This window comes from Kocuria flava, from assembly GCF_001482365.1.
In the GTDB taxonomy this organism is placed as follows: Bacteria; Actinomycetota; Actinomycetes; order Actinomycetales; family Micrococcaceae; genus Kocuria; species Kocuria flava.
Window position 1 is genome coordinate 1,445,247 of the sequence record NZ_CP013254.1, and the last position, 14,098, is coordinate 1,459,344.

Genomic DNA, 14,098 nt, shown 5'->3' on the forward strand with positions numbered 1-14,098 from the left:
AGGAGGACACCGTGTCCGAGCTCATCACGCCCGACCTGGTCCAGCTGGACCAGGACCTCGGGGAGGACAAGGCGACCGTCATCGGTCAGCTCGCCGCGCTGGTCCAGCGCGCCGGGCGCGCGGAGCAGCTCGACGGGCTGCTCGCCGACGCCATCGCCCGCGAGGACAAGACCGCCACCGGCATCCCGGGCGGCATCGCGATCCCGCACTGCCGCTCGACCGCCGTCACGGCCCCGACCCTGGCCATGGCCCGCCTGGACCCGAAGGTCGACTTCGGCGCGAAGGACGGCCCCGCCGACCTGGTCTTCTTCATCGCGGCCCCCGAGGGCGCGGACCAGACCCACCTGAAGCTGCTGGCCAAGCTCGCCCGCTCGCTCATGAAGAAGGACTTCACCGCGTCCCTGCGCGCGGCCCGCAGCGAGCAGGAGGTCGTGCGCCTCGTCGACGGCGCGCTCGGGCTCGGTCCCGCCGAGGAGGGCCCCGCCGGGGCGACCTCGGCCGCGGCGACCCCGGCGGCCGTGGCCGCGGGCGGGGACGCGGCCGGTGCCGCGGCCCCCGAGCAGGCCCCCGCCGCGGCGGGGCAGCGGCGCCGGGTCGTGGCCGTCACCGCCTGCCCGACCGGGATCGCCCACACCTACATGGCCGCCGACGGGCTCAGCAACGCCGCCCAGGAGCTCGGGGTCGACCTGCAGGTCGAGACCCAGGGCTCGGCGGGCTTCACCAAGCTGGACCCGGCCGCGATCGCCGCGGCCGACGCGGTGATCTTCGCGACCGACGTGGACGTGCGCGACCGGGGCCGCTTCGCCGGCAAGCCCTACGTCGCCTCCCCGGTCAAGCGGGGCATCGACGAGCCCGACGTCATGATCCGCGAGGCCCTCGCCCGGGCCGAGGACCCGGACGCCCCCCGCGTCCAGGGCGGCGGGGCCGGGGCCGAGGACGCCGCGGCCTCCGGCCAGGAGGGCTGGGGCACCCGCATCCGCAAGGCCGTAATGACGGGCGTGAGCTACATGATCCCGTTCGTCGCCGCGGGCGGCCTGCTCATGGCCTTCGGCTTCATGGTCGCCGGGGCTGACATCGCCAACATCGCCGACGACGTCCTGGGCACCTCGACGCTGTGGAACCTGGGGGAGTTCACCCTGCCCCAGTACCTCGGCGCCGTGCTGTTCAAGACGGGCAACCTCGCCATGAGCCTCCTCGTGGCGGCCCTCGCCGGCTACATCGCCTACGGCCTCGCCGACCGGCCCGGCATCGCCCCCGGCTTCGCCGCCGGGCTCGTGGCCAACTTCATGGGCGCGGGCTTCCTGGGCGGCATCGTCGGCGGCCTGCTGGCCGGCCTGGCCGCCTACTGGCTGGCCAAGCCGCAGCTGCCCCGCTGGGTGGGCTCGCTCATGCCCGTGGTGATCATCCCGCTGCTGGCCAGCATCTTCGCCGGCGGTCTGCTGCTGCTCGTCCTGGGCGGGCCGATCGCCACGTTCATGGCCTGGCTCACCGAGCAGCTCAGCGGCATGACCGGTGCCGGGGCCCTGGCCCTGGGCGCGATCCTCGGCTTCATGATGGGCTTCGACCTCGGCGGGCCGATCAACAAGGTCGCCTACACCTTCGCCGCCGCGGGCCTGGGCGCGGCCACGGCCGCCAACACCGCCCCGCAGGAGATCATGGCCGCGGTCATCGCCGCCGGCATGGTGCCCCCGCTGGGCCTGGCCCTCGCCTCGCTCGTCGCCAAGCGCTACTTCAGCACGGTGGAGCAGGAGAACGGCAAGGCCGCCTGGCTGCTGGGCCTGTCCTTCATCTCCGAGGGCGCGATCCCGTTCGCCGCGGCGGACCCGTTGCGCGTGCTGCCCGCGACCATGGCCGGCGGCGCGGCCGCCGGTGCCGTGGCCATGGGTGCGGCCGTGACCTCCCCCGCCCCGCACGGCGGCGTGTGGATCCTGCCCATCATCGGCAACCCGCTCATGTTCCTCGCCGCCGTGCTCGTGGGTACGGTGGTCACAGCCGGCGTCGTCGTCGCCCTCAAGCACGTGGGCGGCGTCCAGCGCAAGGTGGCCGACACCGAGCGCGACGTCGCGGCCGCCGCGCCCGCGGCGGCGACCGCCTGACCCGCGCCGCCCCGGCCGCCCCCGTGGCGGCCACCCACCGACCGTTCCCCGGGAAGAAGGACAACATGCGAACACTGACAGGCGTGGGGGTGTGCGCGGGCCGCGTCATCGGCGAGCTCGTGAGCATGCCGGCTCCCGTGGCCGAGCCCGCGGCCGGACTGGCCCTGCGCGACGAGGCCCCCGAGGACGCGGTGGCCCGCCTCCAGGAGGCGGCCGCGGAGGTCAAGGCGGAGCTCAAGCGCCGGGCCGAGGCCGCCACGGAGAAGGACGCCGCGGACGTGCTCAAGTCCACGGCGCTGATGGCCGGGGACCGGGCGCTGCTGAAGAACGCCGGGAAGCTGATCACGGACCGCGGCCTCGCCCCCGAGCGGGCCCTGTGGGAGGCGGCGAGCGCCTACGCGGAGCAGATGCGCGCCCTCGGCGGGTACATGGCCGAGCGCGCGGCGGACATCGAGGACGTGCGCGCCCGGCTCGTGGCCCGCCTCCGGGGGCTGCCCATGCCGGGGATCCCGGAGCGGGAGACGCCCTTCGTGCTCACCGCCGAGGACCTCGCCCCCGCGGACACGGCCACGCTGGACCCGGCCAAGGTCCTGGCCCTGGTGACCTCCGCGGGCGGGCCCCAGTCCCACACCGCCATCCTCGCCCGCAACCTGGGGCTGCCCGCGATCGTGGCCGCCCGGGGCGTCGAGGAGCTGGCCGACGGCACCGAGGTCTTCGTCGACGGCGCCACGGGCGAGGTGCGCACCGAGCCCGGCGCGGAGGAGCGGGAGCTCGTCGCGTCCTGGGAGCGGGCCGCCGCGGCGCGCAGCGACTTCGACGGCCGGGGCGTGCTCGCCGACGGCACCGAGGTCCCGCTCTACGCCAACGTGGGCACGGCCGAGGACGCGCGCACCGCGGCCGCGGCCGGCGCCCAGGGCGTCGGGCTGCTGCGCACGGAGTTCTGCTTCCTGGGCCGCGGGGAGGAGCCCTCGGTGGAGGAGCAGGTCGAGCAGTACACCGCGATCTTCGCCGCCTTCGAGGAGAAGAAGGTCGTGGTCCGCACCCTCGACGCGGGGGCGGACAAGCCGCTGCCGTTCCTCACGGACACCGCCGAGCCCAACCCCGCGCTGGGCGTGCGCGGCTACCGCACCGACCGCTCCGTGCCCGGGGTGCTCGCCCGCCAGCTCGAGGCGATCGCGCGCGCCGACGAGGCCACGGCCGCGGAGGTGTGGGTCATGGCGCCCATGATCTCCGCGGCCGAGGAGGCCCGCGACTTCGCGGCGATGGCCGCGACGGCGGGCCTGCGGGTGCCCGGGGTGATGGTCGAGACCCCGTCCGCGGCCGTGACGGCCGACCAGATCCTGCGCCACGTCGAGTTCGTCTCCCTGGGCACCAACGACCTCACCCAGTACACGATGGCCGCCGACCGGATGCTGGGCTCGCTCGCCGAGCTCAACAACCCCTGGCAGCCCGCGGTGCTGCGGATGGTCCGCCTCACGGTCGAGGGCGCCCGCCGCGCCGAGGCCGAGGGCGCCGGCCGCCGCAACGTCGGCGTGTGCGGCGAGGCCGCGGCCGACCCGGCGCTGGCCGTGGTGCTCGTGGGCCTCGGGGTGCACACCCTGTCCATGAGCCCCCGGGCGCTCTCGCCCGTCGCGGCGGTCCTGCGCTCGGTGGACCTGGCCACGGCCCGCTCCCTCGCGGAGCTCGCGGTCGAGCAGGCCACGGCCGCCGAGGCGGCCGCCGCCGTGCGCGCCGAGCTGCCCGTCCTCGCCGAGCTGGGCCTCTGAGGCCCCGCCCGCACTCCCGTTCCCCCCACCAACCCAGCACCACCCCAACCCGAAGGAGCACCACCATGGCAGAACGCACCGCCACCATCGCCTCCAAGGTGGGCCTGCACGCCCGCCCCGCCGCCATCTTCGCCGAGGCCGCCGGGGAGTACGACCTGGAGATCACCATCGCCGCCGACGGCGAGCCGGCCGACGAGGCGATGGACGCCTCGAGCGTCCTGTCGCTGATGTCCCTCGGGGCCGAGCAGGGGGACAAGGTCGTCCTCCGGGCCGAGGGCGCAGGGGCCGACGAGGCGCTGGACGCGCTCGTGCGCATCCTCGAGACCGACCACGACGCCGAGTAGCACCCCCGGCCCGTCCACGGCGCCCGCCCACCTCCCGGTGGGCGGGCGCCGTCGCGTGGGCCCCGTCCCACGGAGCCCTCACGAGCACGGGATACGGTGGGAGCCGTGCCCAGCCCGACGACCGGAGGACCGATGACGCCCGCACCGAGACCGACCGCGCCGACCAGCACGGACCGGCGGCCCCCGGCCCCCGGGCGGGTGCTCGTGGTGGGCACGGCCCGCGACCGGGGCGCCCTGGCCGCGGTGCGGGCGCTGCGCCGCGGCGGGTGGTCGGTCGGCGTGGGCACCCCCGAGCCCGGCATGCTCGGCGCCTCCCGCGCCGCCCGGGCCCGGCACGAGGTCCCGCGGCCCCGCGGGGACGGGGGAGCGTTCGTCGACGGCGTGCGCCGGGCCGTGGCCGAGGGCGGCTACGACCTCGTCTTCGGCGCCGGCGACGACTGGATGGCGGCCGTCTCGGCCTACCGCCGGCACCTGCCGGCGCGCACGGCCCACCCCGACCCGCCCGTGGTCGCCGCCGCCCTCGACAAGATGGGCCTGGCCGCCCGGGCCGCCCGCGCCGGGCTCGCCGCCCCGCGCACGGTGCCCGCCACGGACGAGGACCTCGCGGCGTGGCAGGGCCCCGCCGTCGTCAAGTGCCGCGCCCACTGGGCCCCGGGGCAGACCCGCCCGCACCGGATCGAGGCGAGGCTGCACCGCGACGCGGACTCCGCCCGGCGCCAGGTGCGGCTGATCCGCGCCGCCGGGGCGGAGGCGGTGCTGCAGGAGCCCGTCCGGGGCCGGCTCGGCGCGCTGATCGGGGTCTTCCGCGACGGGCGCCTGCACGGGCGGGTCCAGCAGAGCACGCCCCGGCTGTGGCCCACCCCCAACGGGGCCTCCGCCCGGGCGCGGACCGTGCCGGTGGACGAGCAGCTCGCCGCGCGCGCGGAGGTGCTGCTGCGGGAGCTGGGCTGGTGGGGGCTCGTGGAGCTGCAGTTCCTCACCGGCGACGACGGCGTCCCGCACCTGATCGACCTCAACGGCCGGTTCTACGGCTCCCTGTCCCTGGCCGAGGCCGCCCGCCCGGGGCTGACCGACGCGTGGGCGCGCCTCGTGCTCGGCCGCCCGGTGCCGCCGCTGCCGGACGCCCGCCCCGGGGTGCGCTACACCTGGCTGTCGGGGGACCTGCGGCGGGCGCGGGCCGAGCGCCGCGGCGGGCTGGCGGCCGACGTCGCCGAGAGCCTGCGCTGGAGCCTCGGCGCCCAGCACAGCGTCTGGGACCTCCGCGACCCCGGACCCGCCTGGCACCTGCTGACCTGGCGCCTGGCCCGCCGCCGCGGCTGAGGCCGGGAGCGGGCGGGGCTCAGCGCCGCCGCAGCACGGTCCGGGTTGCGTCGCGCGCCAGGCCCAGCTCCGGGGCGCGCAGCAGCGCCAGCCCCAGCACGTGCACGGCGCCCACCACCAGGACCACCGCCGGCACCAGCAGCAGCTCCGGGGCGCCCGCGAGCGCCGCGTGCACGGCCGCGCCGGCGGCGCCCGAGACCGCCCCCAGGGCCAGGGCCCGCAGCAGCAGCGCGAGCGCCGGCCGCGCGTCGAGGCCGCCGTGGCGGCGGTGCAGCAGCCACGCGTTGAGCGCCGCGGCGAGCACCAGGGAGGCGCTCGTGGCCGCGGCGATCCCCGCCACCCCCAGCACGGGGGCGAGCACCAGGTCGCCGGCCACGTTGACGACCATGGCCAGCACCGCCACGACCACGGGTCCCCGGGAGTCGCCCAGGGCGTAGGAGGCCCGGACCACCACCTGCCGGATCCCCAGGGCCAGCAGCGCGGGGGCGTACCAGGCGACCGCCGTGGCGGTCGCGGCGGTGTCCTCGGCGTCGAACGCGCCGTGGCCGAAGGCCGTGGCCACCAGCGGGCCCGCCAGCACCGTGAACAGCACGCACAGCGGGGTCAGGGCCGTGACGACCACGGCCAGTCCCCGGCCCACGAGCCGGCGCAGCTCGGGCGGGTCCCCGGCCGCGGCGGACAGCGCCGGGTAGAGGGGAACCAGCAGCGAGGCGATCACGAGCGTCTCGGGCAGGTCCACCAGCCGCCACCCGTAGGTCAGGGCCGTGATGGAGCCCTCGGCCAGGGTCGAGCCCACCGCCCGGTCCACGAGGGTGTTGACGTTGACCACCGCGTTGCCGACGAGCATCGGCGGGACGAGCCGGACGATCTCCCGGAAGCCGGGATCGGCCAGGTCCCACCGGGGCCGCACGCGGGTGCCCAGCGCCCGCAGCGGGGGCAGCTGCAGCAGCAGCCGCGCCGCCGAGCCCGCCACGTAGCCGGCCGGCAGCGCGGCGATGCCCCAGTGCGGGCCGAGCAGGCCCGCGGCGGCGATCATCACGAGGTTGAACGGCACCCCCTGGACCGAGGACCAGGCGAAGCGGCCGTGGGCCTGGGCGAGGGAGGCCAGCAGGTCGGTGGCGGCCACGAGCACGGTCGCCACGAGCACGATGCGGGTCAGGGCCGCGGCCGTGGCGGCCTGCTCGCCCGCGAAGCCCGGGGCCAGCACGGCGGTCAGGGGCGCCGCCAGCAGCCCCGCCACGACGGCGGCGGCCCCGAGGGCGACGAGGGTGAGGGTCAGGGCCACGTCGAAGCCGCGGTGGCCGCGGCAGCCCGTGCCCGCGTCCCGCTCGCGGGCGGCCTCGCGGGAGACGACGGGGGTCACCGACCGGGCCATGGCCCACGCGGCCAGGCCCAGGACCACGTTGAGCACCCCCTGGGCCACGAGCCAGGCGTCGAGGGCGGCGCCCGCCCCGAAGACGGCGCCGATCACCACGTCGCGGGCGAAGCCCAGCACCGTGGACACGGCGGTCAGCCCGGTCACCAGCACCGCGGCGCGCGCGATGCTCCACCGGCCGCCCGATGCACCCACGGTTCCCGCCACCTTCCCAGCTCCCGGGGTCCTCCGGGCTCGGCGCCGGTCCCGTCCCGGTCCGCCGGGAGGGTCCCGGACCCCCCGGGCGGACCGCCCGAACAGGATACACACGGGCCCGCCGGGCTCCCGCCCCCCGCGCGGTTAGACTGACCGGGGCCCCGCCCGACCCCCCCTCGACCACCCCGAACGATTGAGAGAGCCTTGCGAGAGTTCACCGCGCGCTTCGCCACCGACCAGGAGATCGCCGCCTGGGACGACCACGTCACGGCCAACCCCAACGGCGGGAACATGCTGCAGTCCGCGTCCTTCGCGGAGGTCAAGGCGGAGCACGGCTGGCGCCCCCTGCACCTCGTGCACGAGCCCGCCGACGGCGGGCAGGCCTCCTACAACCTCGTCCTGGAGAAGAAGGTCCCCGCCCTGGGCCGGCTCTGGTACATGATCAAGGGCCCCGACGTCGCCGCCGTCGAGGACGTCCCCGGGATCGCCGAGGCCACCGCGCGGTTCGTGGCGGAGCAGGGCCTGGACGTCTTCGCGCTCAAGATCGAGCCGGACGTGCCCGCCTCCGAGCACGCCCGCGCGGTGCTCGCCCGCGCGGGGCTGCGGAAGTCCTTCGACATCCAGCCCAACGACTCCACGGCGGTCCTGGCCACGGACGCCGACGAGGAGACCGTGCTGAAGTCCCTGCACTCGCGCGGGCGCAACGCCGTGCGGCGGGCCTTGCGCGAGGGCTGCACGGTCGAGCGGGTGGAGCTGACCGAGGAGAACATGCGCCGGATGTACGCGCTCATGGACACGGTCGGGCAGGGGGAGGCGAACATCAACCTGCGCTCCTACGACTACTACGCGAAGTTCTGGACGGCCTTCGAGCGCGCCGGACAGGGCCGGATGTACTTCACCTACGAGGACGGCGAGCCCTCCGTGGGCGCCTACGTCGTGGCCTACGGCCGCAAGGGCACCTACAAGGACGGCGGCTCCAAGCCCCGGCGCCGCCAGTACGGCGACTCCCACCTCGTGCAGTGGACGGCCGTCACGGACCTGATGCGCGAGCACGGGATCGTGGAGTACGACCTGTGCGGCACCCCGCCCAGCGACCGGCTCAAGGACAAGGACCACCCCTACTACGGGCTGGGGCTGTTCAAGACGAGCTTCACCAAGTCCGTGGTCGACTTCGTGGGCGTCCACGACCTGGTGCTGCGCCCGGCCCGCTACGCCGCCTGGACCCGGTTCGCGGAGAAGGTCCAGCGCCAGCTGTGGGTGCGCCGCACCGGCCAGCCCTTCTACTGAGACCCCCGACGACCCCGCCCGCCGGGTCCCCGGCCGCACCCGGCTCTCCCGCGCCCCGGAAGGAGGACCACCGCGTGACGACCGACCCGCGCACCCCCCTGCGCCCGTTCGCCGCCTACCCCTCGTCGGGCGCGGGGGAGGAGCCCGAGCCCTACGCCGTCGAGCCCTTCGGCCCCGGCGGGGACACGGCCCTCACCGGCTTCGCCCGCCCCGGCGAGCGCGGCGGCACCGTCCCCGCCCCGGTCCGGCCCACCGAGGCCCAGGCGCTGCAGGCCCGCCGCCGGGCGGAGACCACGACCCTCGACGTCGTCCCCCTCGCGCCGCAGGCGCTGCCCGTGCTCAGCGCGGAGCAGATCCGGGCCCACGGCGGGCCGGCCGGCGCCCCCGGGACGGCGCAGCCGCTCTCGGCGGCGAGCACCGCCCCCCAGGCCGCCCCGCCCCGGCGCCGCCGCCGGAGCGTGGCCGGGCCCGTCTCGCGGCCCGAGACCACCACGATCGGGCCGGTCCCGGAGCCGGGCAAGAGCGCCGACCGGATGCAGCGCGGGGCCTACCCCGCCACCCGCGCGCACCCGGCCCGGCCGGGCGGGCGGGCCCGGCTGCGCTCGATCCTGCAGGGGGAGTCCGCGCCCACCGCGCCCATGCGCGCCGTGGAGCGGCTGAGCGTCTCGCCCTTCGCCCACCTGCGCCGCTTCGGGGAGTCCACCACGGACCGCGAGGCCCGGCGCACGCTGAACTTCGCCCTGCGCCTGGCGGAGACGATGTTCCACTACGGCGCCGACGCCCTCGACGTCGAGAACGCGATCGTCGCCGTGTGCGCCACCTACGGGGTCGAGAACCTCGAGGTGGACATCACCAACCAGTCCGTGACGATCAACTACATCGCCGACGACGGCGCCGACCGCGACGACCGGGCCCCCCGCACGCGCGAGGACGTGCTCAACGACCCGGAGACCTACACCCACACCGTGATGCGCGTGGTGCGCTCCTGGACGGACAACTACGCCGGGCTGGGGGAGACCCACCAGCTCGTCGCGCAGATCGCCGACGGCGAGACCCCCCGCGCGGAGGCCGAGCGACGGCTGGCCGAGATCAACGCCAAGCCCAAGCCCTACCCGCGGTGGATGGTCTCCACCGCGACCGTCGCCGCGATCATGGCGCTGATCGTCGGGATCGGCGGCGGCCTCACGGGCGCCGCCGTGGCCGGGGCGGCGTGGATCCTCGCCCAGGCCGTGGCGACCCGGCTGGCGGTCTGGCGCATCCCCGAGTTCTTCTCCCAGGCCGCCCAGTCCGGGATCGTCACGGTGGTGGCGCTGCTGCTGTCCGGGGCCGGGGTGGACCTGTCCCCGGCCCTGGTCATCGCGGGCGGGATCATCCTCATGCTGCCCACCACCCGCATGGTCTCCACGATGCAGGACGCGATCAACGGCTTCCCCGTCACGGCCGCCGGCCGCCTGCTGTCCACGGCGATGGCGTTCCTGGGCCTCGTCGTGGGCATCGCCGGCGGCGTCTCGCTGGCCGGCTACCTGGGGATGCCGCCGGTGGACGTCGCGCAGAACGCGTTCTCGGCCGTCCACCCCGTGGTCAACACGGTGTTCATGCTCCTGGCCACCGGCCTGCTCGCGGTGACCATGCAGGCCAAGCCGCAGCACGTGCTCTCCTCCGTGCTCGCGGGCCTGGCCGGCCTGCTCGTCTACCACTCCGGGACCTGGCTGGGGCTGGGCGTGCGGCTGGACACGGCGGTCGCCGCCGTCACGACCGGGTGCGTGGCGACCGTGCTGGCGGCCTGGCACCGGGTCCCGCAGCTGGTCGTGGCGATCCCCGCGCTGACGTTCCTGCTGCCCGGCCTGTCGATCTTCCGCGGCCTGTACACCGTCACCGTGGAGACCGAGTCCTACGGTCCCGGCATCGTGGGCCTGGTCAACGCGATGGCCACCATCGTGGCCCTGGCCTCGGGCGTGGTGCTCGGCAAGTACCTCATGCGCCCCTTCGTGGGCCACCTCAACGGCACCGGCGCGCGGCGCAACCGCCGCCGCTGAGGCGGCCGGCGGGCCCTAGAGGATCCGGCCGACCGGCAGCTTCTTCTCGGCCTGGAAGACGTCCTCGGTGCGCCCGCGCGCCCAGTACCCGGACAGCGAGACCTGCGAGCGGTCCAGCCCGCGGACCTCGAGCAGCTCCCGGCGCAGGGCCTTCATGGCCTCCCGCTCCCCGTGGGCGAAGGCCTGCACGCCCGCGGTGTCCTCCGGCCACCCGGCCGCGTGCACCGCCTCGGGCAGGGAGCCGCCCTCCTCGCGGAGCACCCAGCGCACGGCGACCCCGGCCGGGCCCGTCACGGGCAGCACGTCGGCGCGCGAGCCGACCTCCAGGACCGCCTCGCCCCGGGCGGTGGCGGGCAGGAACTCCAGCACGGCCAGCGCGGCGGGGAGCGCGGCGTCGTCCGCGGCGACCAGCGTCCACCGCGCCTGCGGGTCGGGGACCCACGTCCCGCCGGGGCCCAGGGCGATGATCCGCTGCCCCGGCTCGGCGCGGGCCGCCCACGGCCCGGCGTGGCCGGTGTCCCCGTGCAGGACGAAGTCCATCCACAGCTCGGCGCGCTCGGGGATCCAGCGGCGGATCGTCAGGTGCCGGGTCACGGGCCGGTGCTCGGGCGGCAGCGACTCCTTGAGCGCCCAGTAGTCGGGGTCGGGGCCGTGGTCGACGGCGGGGTCGAGGAAGACGAGCTTGACGTACTTCTCCGGGGGCACCACGTCCTCGTAGCGCTCCGGCTCGTCGACGCCCAGGACCACCCGGACCATCGAGGGGGACAGCTGCCGGCGCTCCCGGACGGTGAGGTTGAGCTGGGGACGGCGCGGCCGGGCCGGGGGAGGAGTCGTCATGGCGCCCAGCCTAGCCAGCCGCGCGGCTCACAGCCGCCAGTCCACCGGCTCCGCCCCCTGCTCCTGCAGCAGCGCGTTGGCACGGGAGAAGGGCCGCGAGCCGAAGAACCCCCGCGAGGCGGACAGCGGCGAGGGGTGGGCGGACTCGACCCGCGGGCAGTCCCCGAGCCACGTGCCGGTCGACCGGGCGTCGTTGCCCCACAGCACGGCCACGAGCGGACCCCCGCGCTCCGCGAGCACCTTCACGGCCCGCTCGGTGACCTCCTCCCAGCCCTTGCCCCGGTGGGAGGCCGGGGCCCCGGCCCGCACGGTGAGCACCCGGTTGAGCAGCATCACGCCCTGGCGGGACCAGGCGGAGAGGTCCCCGTGCTCGGGCGGGACGACCCCCACGTCGTCGTGCAGCTCCCGGTAGATGTTGCGCAGGGACTTCGGCAGCGGCCGCACGTGCGGCTGCACGGAGAAGGACAGCCCCATCGCGTGGCCCGGGGTGGGGTAGGGGTCCTGGCCCACCACGAGGACCCGGACACCGGCCAGCGGCTCCTGGAAGGCCCGCAGCACGGCGGGCCCCTCGGGCAGGGTGCGGTGCCCGGCGGCGTGCTCCTCCCGCAGGAACCGGCCCATCCGCCGGATCGCGGGCTCGACCGGGGCGAGGGCCTCGGCCCAGTCCTCGGCCATGATCTGCTCCAGCGGCTGCGGCTCGCCCACGGGTCCTCCTCAGGCTCGGCGTGCGGACGGGCACCACTCTAGGCCCCGCCCGGCGCGGGCCCGGGCGGAGGGCACTGGTTAGAGTGGGACCATGAGCGCATCCGATCCCCGTCCCGTCGCGGTGGTCACCGGAGCCACCCGCGGCATCGGCCGCGCGTGCGCGGCCGACCTCGCCCGCGACCACGACGTCGTGGCCCTCGGCCGCGACCCGCAGCTGCTGGCCGAGCTGGCGGCCCTGCCGCACGTGCGCGCCCGCGCCGTGGAGCTGACCGACCTCGAGGCCCTGCCGCAGGCGCTGGCCGGGCTGGACCGCGTCGACGTGCTCGTCCACTCGGCGGCCGTCGCAGGGCGCACGACCGTCGAGGCCGCGACCCCCGCGCAGTGGCGGGAGCAGCTCGAGCTCAACGTCGTCGCCCCCGCCGAGCTCACCCGGCAGCTGCTGCCGGGCCTGCGGGCGGCGCGCGGGACGGTCGTGTTCGTCAACTCGGGCTCCGGGCTCACCGCCCGCGCCGGCGACGCCGTCTACGCCGCCTCCAAGCACGCCCTGCGCGCCCTGGCCGACTCCCTGCGCCAGGAGGTCGCCGCCGACGGGGTGCGCGTCTCCTCCGTGCACCCCGGCCCCGTGGACACGCAGATGCAGCAGGAGATCCAGGCCGGGCTCGGCAACCCCTACGAGCCCGAGCGCTACCTGCGCCCGGAGTCGGTGGCCGCCGCGGTGCGCGCCGTCGTGGACGCCGGCGAGGACGCGCAGCTGACCACGGTCTCGGTCCGCCCCCGGTCCGAGCAGCGGTGAGCGGGCAGCGGCCAGGGCCCGCGGGTCCGGGGGAGGCCCCGGACCCGCACGAGCACGCCGGCCCGGAGGAGCCTCCCGGCGCGGAGGAGCACCCCGCCGCGGACGGGCGCCCGGACGAGGAGCAGGGCGCCGGCGGGGCGGAGGGCCTGGACGAGCTCGACCGGCAGATCCTCGCCCTGGAGAACCTGCAGTGGAAGTACCAGGGCGCCAAGGAGATGGAGATCCGGCGCCGGCTGAACCTCTCGCCCACCCGCTACTACCAGCGGCTCAACGTGCTGCTCGACAGCCGGGCCGCGCTCGCCCACGACCCCATGCTCGTGACGCGGCTGCGCCGGCAGCGGGGGGACGCCGGATGAGCGTGCCCGCCCGCGACGAGTTCGACGACGTCCCCGAGGGCGGTCCGCGCCAGGGCGCGCACCGCGCGGAGCCGGCCGCCGCCCGGGTCGGGGCCGGGGAGCTCACCGCGATCGTGCTCGCCGGGGCCCTGACCCTCGGGGTCGGCGCGTGGGCGGCCGGGCCCGGACTCGGCGCCGCCGGGCCCGGCGTGCCCCGTCCCGCCGCCACCGGCCCCGCCGCGCCCTGACCCCGGGCCGCGGCAGCCGCCCCACCCGCCCCACGAGAGGACCGACCTGTGCGAATCGACGGCGAGAGAGTGCGCCTGCGGGACTGGACCGAGGCGGACCTGGCCGCCTACGAGGCCTGGATCGTGCCCCCGGAGGACGGCGGCGAGCACGCGTGGCAGCGCACCGACGGGCCCTTCTACCCCAACTTCACCGCCGAGTCCGCGCAGCGCTGGCTGACGGTGCTGCGCGGGCACGTCGAACAGGCCGACTGGCCGGACCCGCGCGAGACCATGGTCGTGGCCGACGCCCGCGACGACCGGTTCATCGGGCAGGTCTCCTGGTACTGGACCGAGAAGCCCACGGAGGACCCCGGCACCGGCACCCACCTGCTGCCGCTGCGCTCGCTGGGGATCACGATCTACTCCCCGGAGCACTGGCGCGGCGGCTGGGGCACCGAGGCCCTGCGGCTGTGGATCGACCACCTCTTCGCCCGCTCGGACTCCCACCGGCTCGACCTCGAGACGTGGACCGGCAACGAGGGCATGTGCCGGGTCGCGCGCAAGCTCGGCCTCACCGAGGAGGCCCGCTTCCGCCGCGCCCGCAAGGTCGCCGGGCAGTTCCACGACCGGCTCTTCTTCGGCGTCCTCCGGGAGGAGTGGCAGGGGCCGGGCGGGGCCGGCGCGGCGTCGTCGCCCTCCCCGGGCGACACCTGAGCCCGGAGGGCTCAATGGGGTTTGCACTCTCCCCGGACGAGTGCCAAGATTGCGATTAGCACTCAGTC

13 protein-coding genes are annotated in these 14,098 nt (G+C 76.5%); 10 read left to right on the top strand and 3 right to left on the bottom strand.

The window, feature by feature from the left end; genetic code table 11:
- The first annotated feature begins 11 nt into the window (after positions 1-11).
- From AS188_RS06520 to AS188_RS06535, 4 genes are all read left to right on the top strand, one after another.
- Complete coding sequence (locus tag AS188_RS06520) at positions 12-2,096, top strand: PTS fructose transporter subunit IIABC (protein ID WP_058858172.1); 2,085 nt, start codon at positions 12-14, stop codon at positions 2,094-2,096.
- 65 nt (positions 2,097-2,161) lie between these two features.
- On the top strand, positions 2,162-3,862 hold the full coding sequence (ptsP, locus tag AS188_RS06525) for a phosphoenolpyruvate--protein phosphotransferase (RefSeq protein ID WP_058858173.1): 1,701 nt from the start codon (positions 2,162-2,164) through the stop codon (positions 3,860-3,862).
- Positions 3,863-3,927: 65 nt separating this feature from the next.
- Positions 3,928-4,206, top strand: coding sequence for an HPr family phosphocarrier protein (locus AS188_RS06530; RefSeq protein WP_058858174.1), 279 nt, complete (start codon positions 3,928-3,930; stop codon positions 4,204-4,206).
- A 132-nt stretch (positions 4,207-4,338) separates the two neighbouring features.
- Positions 4,339-5,526, top strand: coding sequence for an ATP-grasp domain-containing protein (locus tag AS188_RS06535; RefSeq protein WP_058858175.1), 1,188 nt, complete (start codon positions 4,339-4,341; stop codon positions 5,524-5,526).
- A gap of 19 nt (positions 5,527-5,545) precedes the next feature.
- On the opposite strand, the gene murJ is transcribed toward AS188_RS06535, so the two are convergent.
- Entirely contained in the window at positions 5,546-7,096 is a 1,551-nt protein-coding gene (murJ, locus tag AS188_RS06540) for a murein biosynthesis integral membrane protein MurJ (protein ID WP_058858176.1), read from the bottom strand.
- Between the two features lie 204 nt (positions 7,097-7,300).
- Here murJ and AS188_RS06545 point away from each other — a divergent pair, with 204 nt between their 5' ends.
- Together AS188_RS06545 and AS188_RS06550 are read left to right on the top strand one after the other, a co-directional pair.
- Positions 7,301-8,383, top strand: a complete 1,083-nt coding sequence (locus tag AS188_RS06545) for a lipid II:glycine glycyltransferase FemX (RefSeq protein ID WP_058858177.1) — start codon at positions 7,301-7,303, stop codon at positions 8,381-8,383.
- Positions 8,384-8,457: 74 nt separating this feature from the next.
- Positions 8,458-10,419 carry a threonine/serine exporter family protein gene (locus AS188_RS06550; RefSeq protein ID WP_058858178.1) on the top strand — a complete coding sequence of 654 codons (1,962 nt, stop codon included), beginning with the start codon at positions 8,458-8,460 and terminating at the stop codon, positions 10,417-10,419.
- 15 nt (positions 10,420-10,434) lie between these two features.
- Here AS188_RS06550 and AS188_RS06555 read toward each other — a convergent pair whose 3' ends face one another.
- Both AS188_RS06555 and AS188_RS06560 read right to left on the bottom strand, forming a co-directional pair.
- Positions 10,435-11,256: a siderophore-interacting protein gene (locus tag AS188_RS06555; RefSeq protein WP_058858179.1), complete on the bottom strand. Its 822-nt coding sequence runs from the start codon at positions 11,254-11,256 to the stop codon at positions 10,435-10,437.
- A 27-nt stretch (positions 11,257-11,283) separates the two neighbouring features.
- Positions 11,284-11,961 (bottom strand): uracil-DNA glycosylase, encoded by a 678-nt coding sequence (locus AS188_RS06560; protein ID WP_083529295.1) that lies wholly within the window; start codon positions 11,959-11,961, stop codon positions 11,284-11,286.
- A 91-nt stretch (positions 11,962-12,052) separates the two neighbouring features.
- Here AS188_RS06560 and AS188_RS06565 point away from each other — a divergent pair, with 91 nt between their 5' ends.
- Genes AS188_RS06565 through AS188_RS06580 form a run of 4 tightly spaced genes read left to right on the top strand, consistent with a single transcriptional unit; the run spans position 12,053 to position 14,030 of the window.
- On the top strand, positions 12,053-12,754 hold the full coding sequence (locus tag AS188_RS06565; RefSeq protein WP_058858180.1) for an SDR family oxidoreductase: 702 nt from the start codon (positions 12,053-12,055) through the stop codon (positions 12,752-12,754).
- A complete protein-coding gene (locus tag AS188_RS17770; protein WP_058858181.1) occupies positions 12,751-13,110 on the top strand; it encodes a DUF3263 domain-containing protein in 360 nt (119 codons plus the stop codon). Before AS188_RS06565 ends, AS188_RS17770 begins: the two co-directional genes overlap by 4 nt.
- The gene (locus tag AS188_RS06575) at positions 13,107-13,337 is read left to right on the top strand and encodes a hypothetical protein (protein ID WP_058858182.1); all 231 of its coding nucleotides are present in this window, start codon (positions 13,107-13,109) and stop codon (positions 13,335-13,337) included. Before AS188_RS17770 ends, AS188_RS06575 begins: the two co-directional genes overlap by 4 nt.
- A gap of 48 nt (positions 13,338-13,385) precedes the next feature.
- Positions 13,386-14,030, top strand: coding sequence for a GNAT family N-acetyltransferase (locus AS188_RS06580; RefSeq protein WP_058858183.1), 645 nt, complete (start codon positions 13,386-13,388; stop codon positions 14,028-14,030).
- The last annotated feature ends 68 nt before the right edge of the window (positions 14,031-14,098 follow it).

Coding starts and splice junctions, on each gene's coding strand:
- AS188_RS06565 (WP_058858180.1), top strand. CDS start 12,053: ATGAGCGCATCCGATCCCCGTCCCGTCGCGGTGGTCACCGGAGCCACC.
- AS188_RS06530 (WP_058858174.1), top strand. CDS start 3,928: ATGGCAGAACGCACCGCCACCATCGCCTCCAAGGTGGGCCTGCACGCC.
- AS188_RS06535 (WP_058858175.1), top strand. CDS start 4,339: ATGACGCCCGCACCGAGACCGACCGCGCCGACCAGCACGGACCGGCGG.
- AS188_RS06575 (WP_058858182.1), top strand. CDS start 13,107: ATGAGCGTGCCCGCCCGCGACGAGTTCGACGACGTCCCCGAGGGCGGT.
- ptsP (WP_058858173.1), top strand. CDS start 2,162: ATGCGAACACTGACAGGCGTGGGGGTGTGCGCGGGCCGCGTCATCGGC.
- AS188_RS06555 (WP_058858179.1), bottom strand. CDS start 11,256: ATGACGACTCCTCCCCCGGCCCGGCCGCGCCGTCCCCAGCTCAACCTC.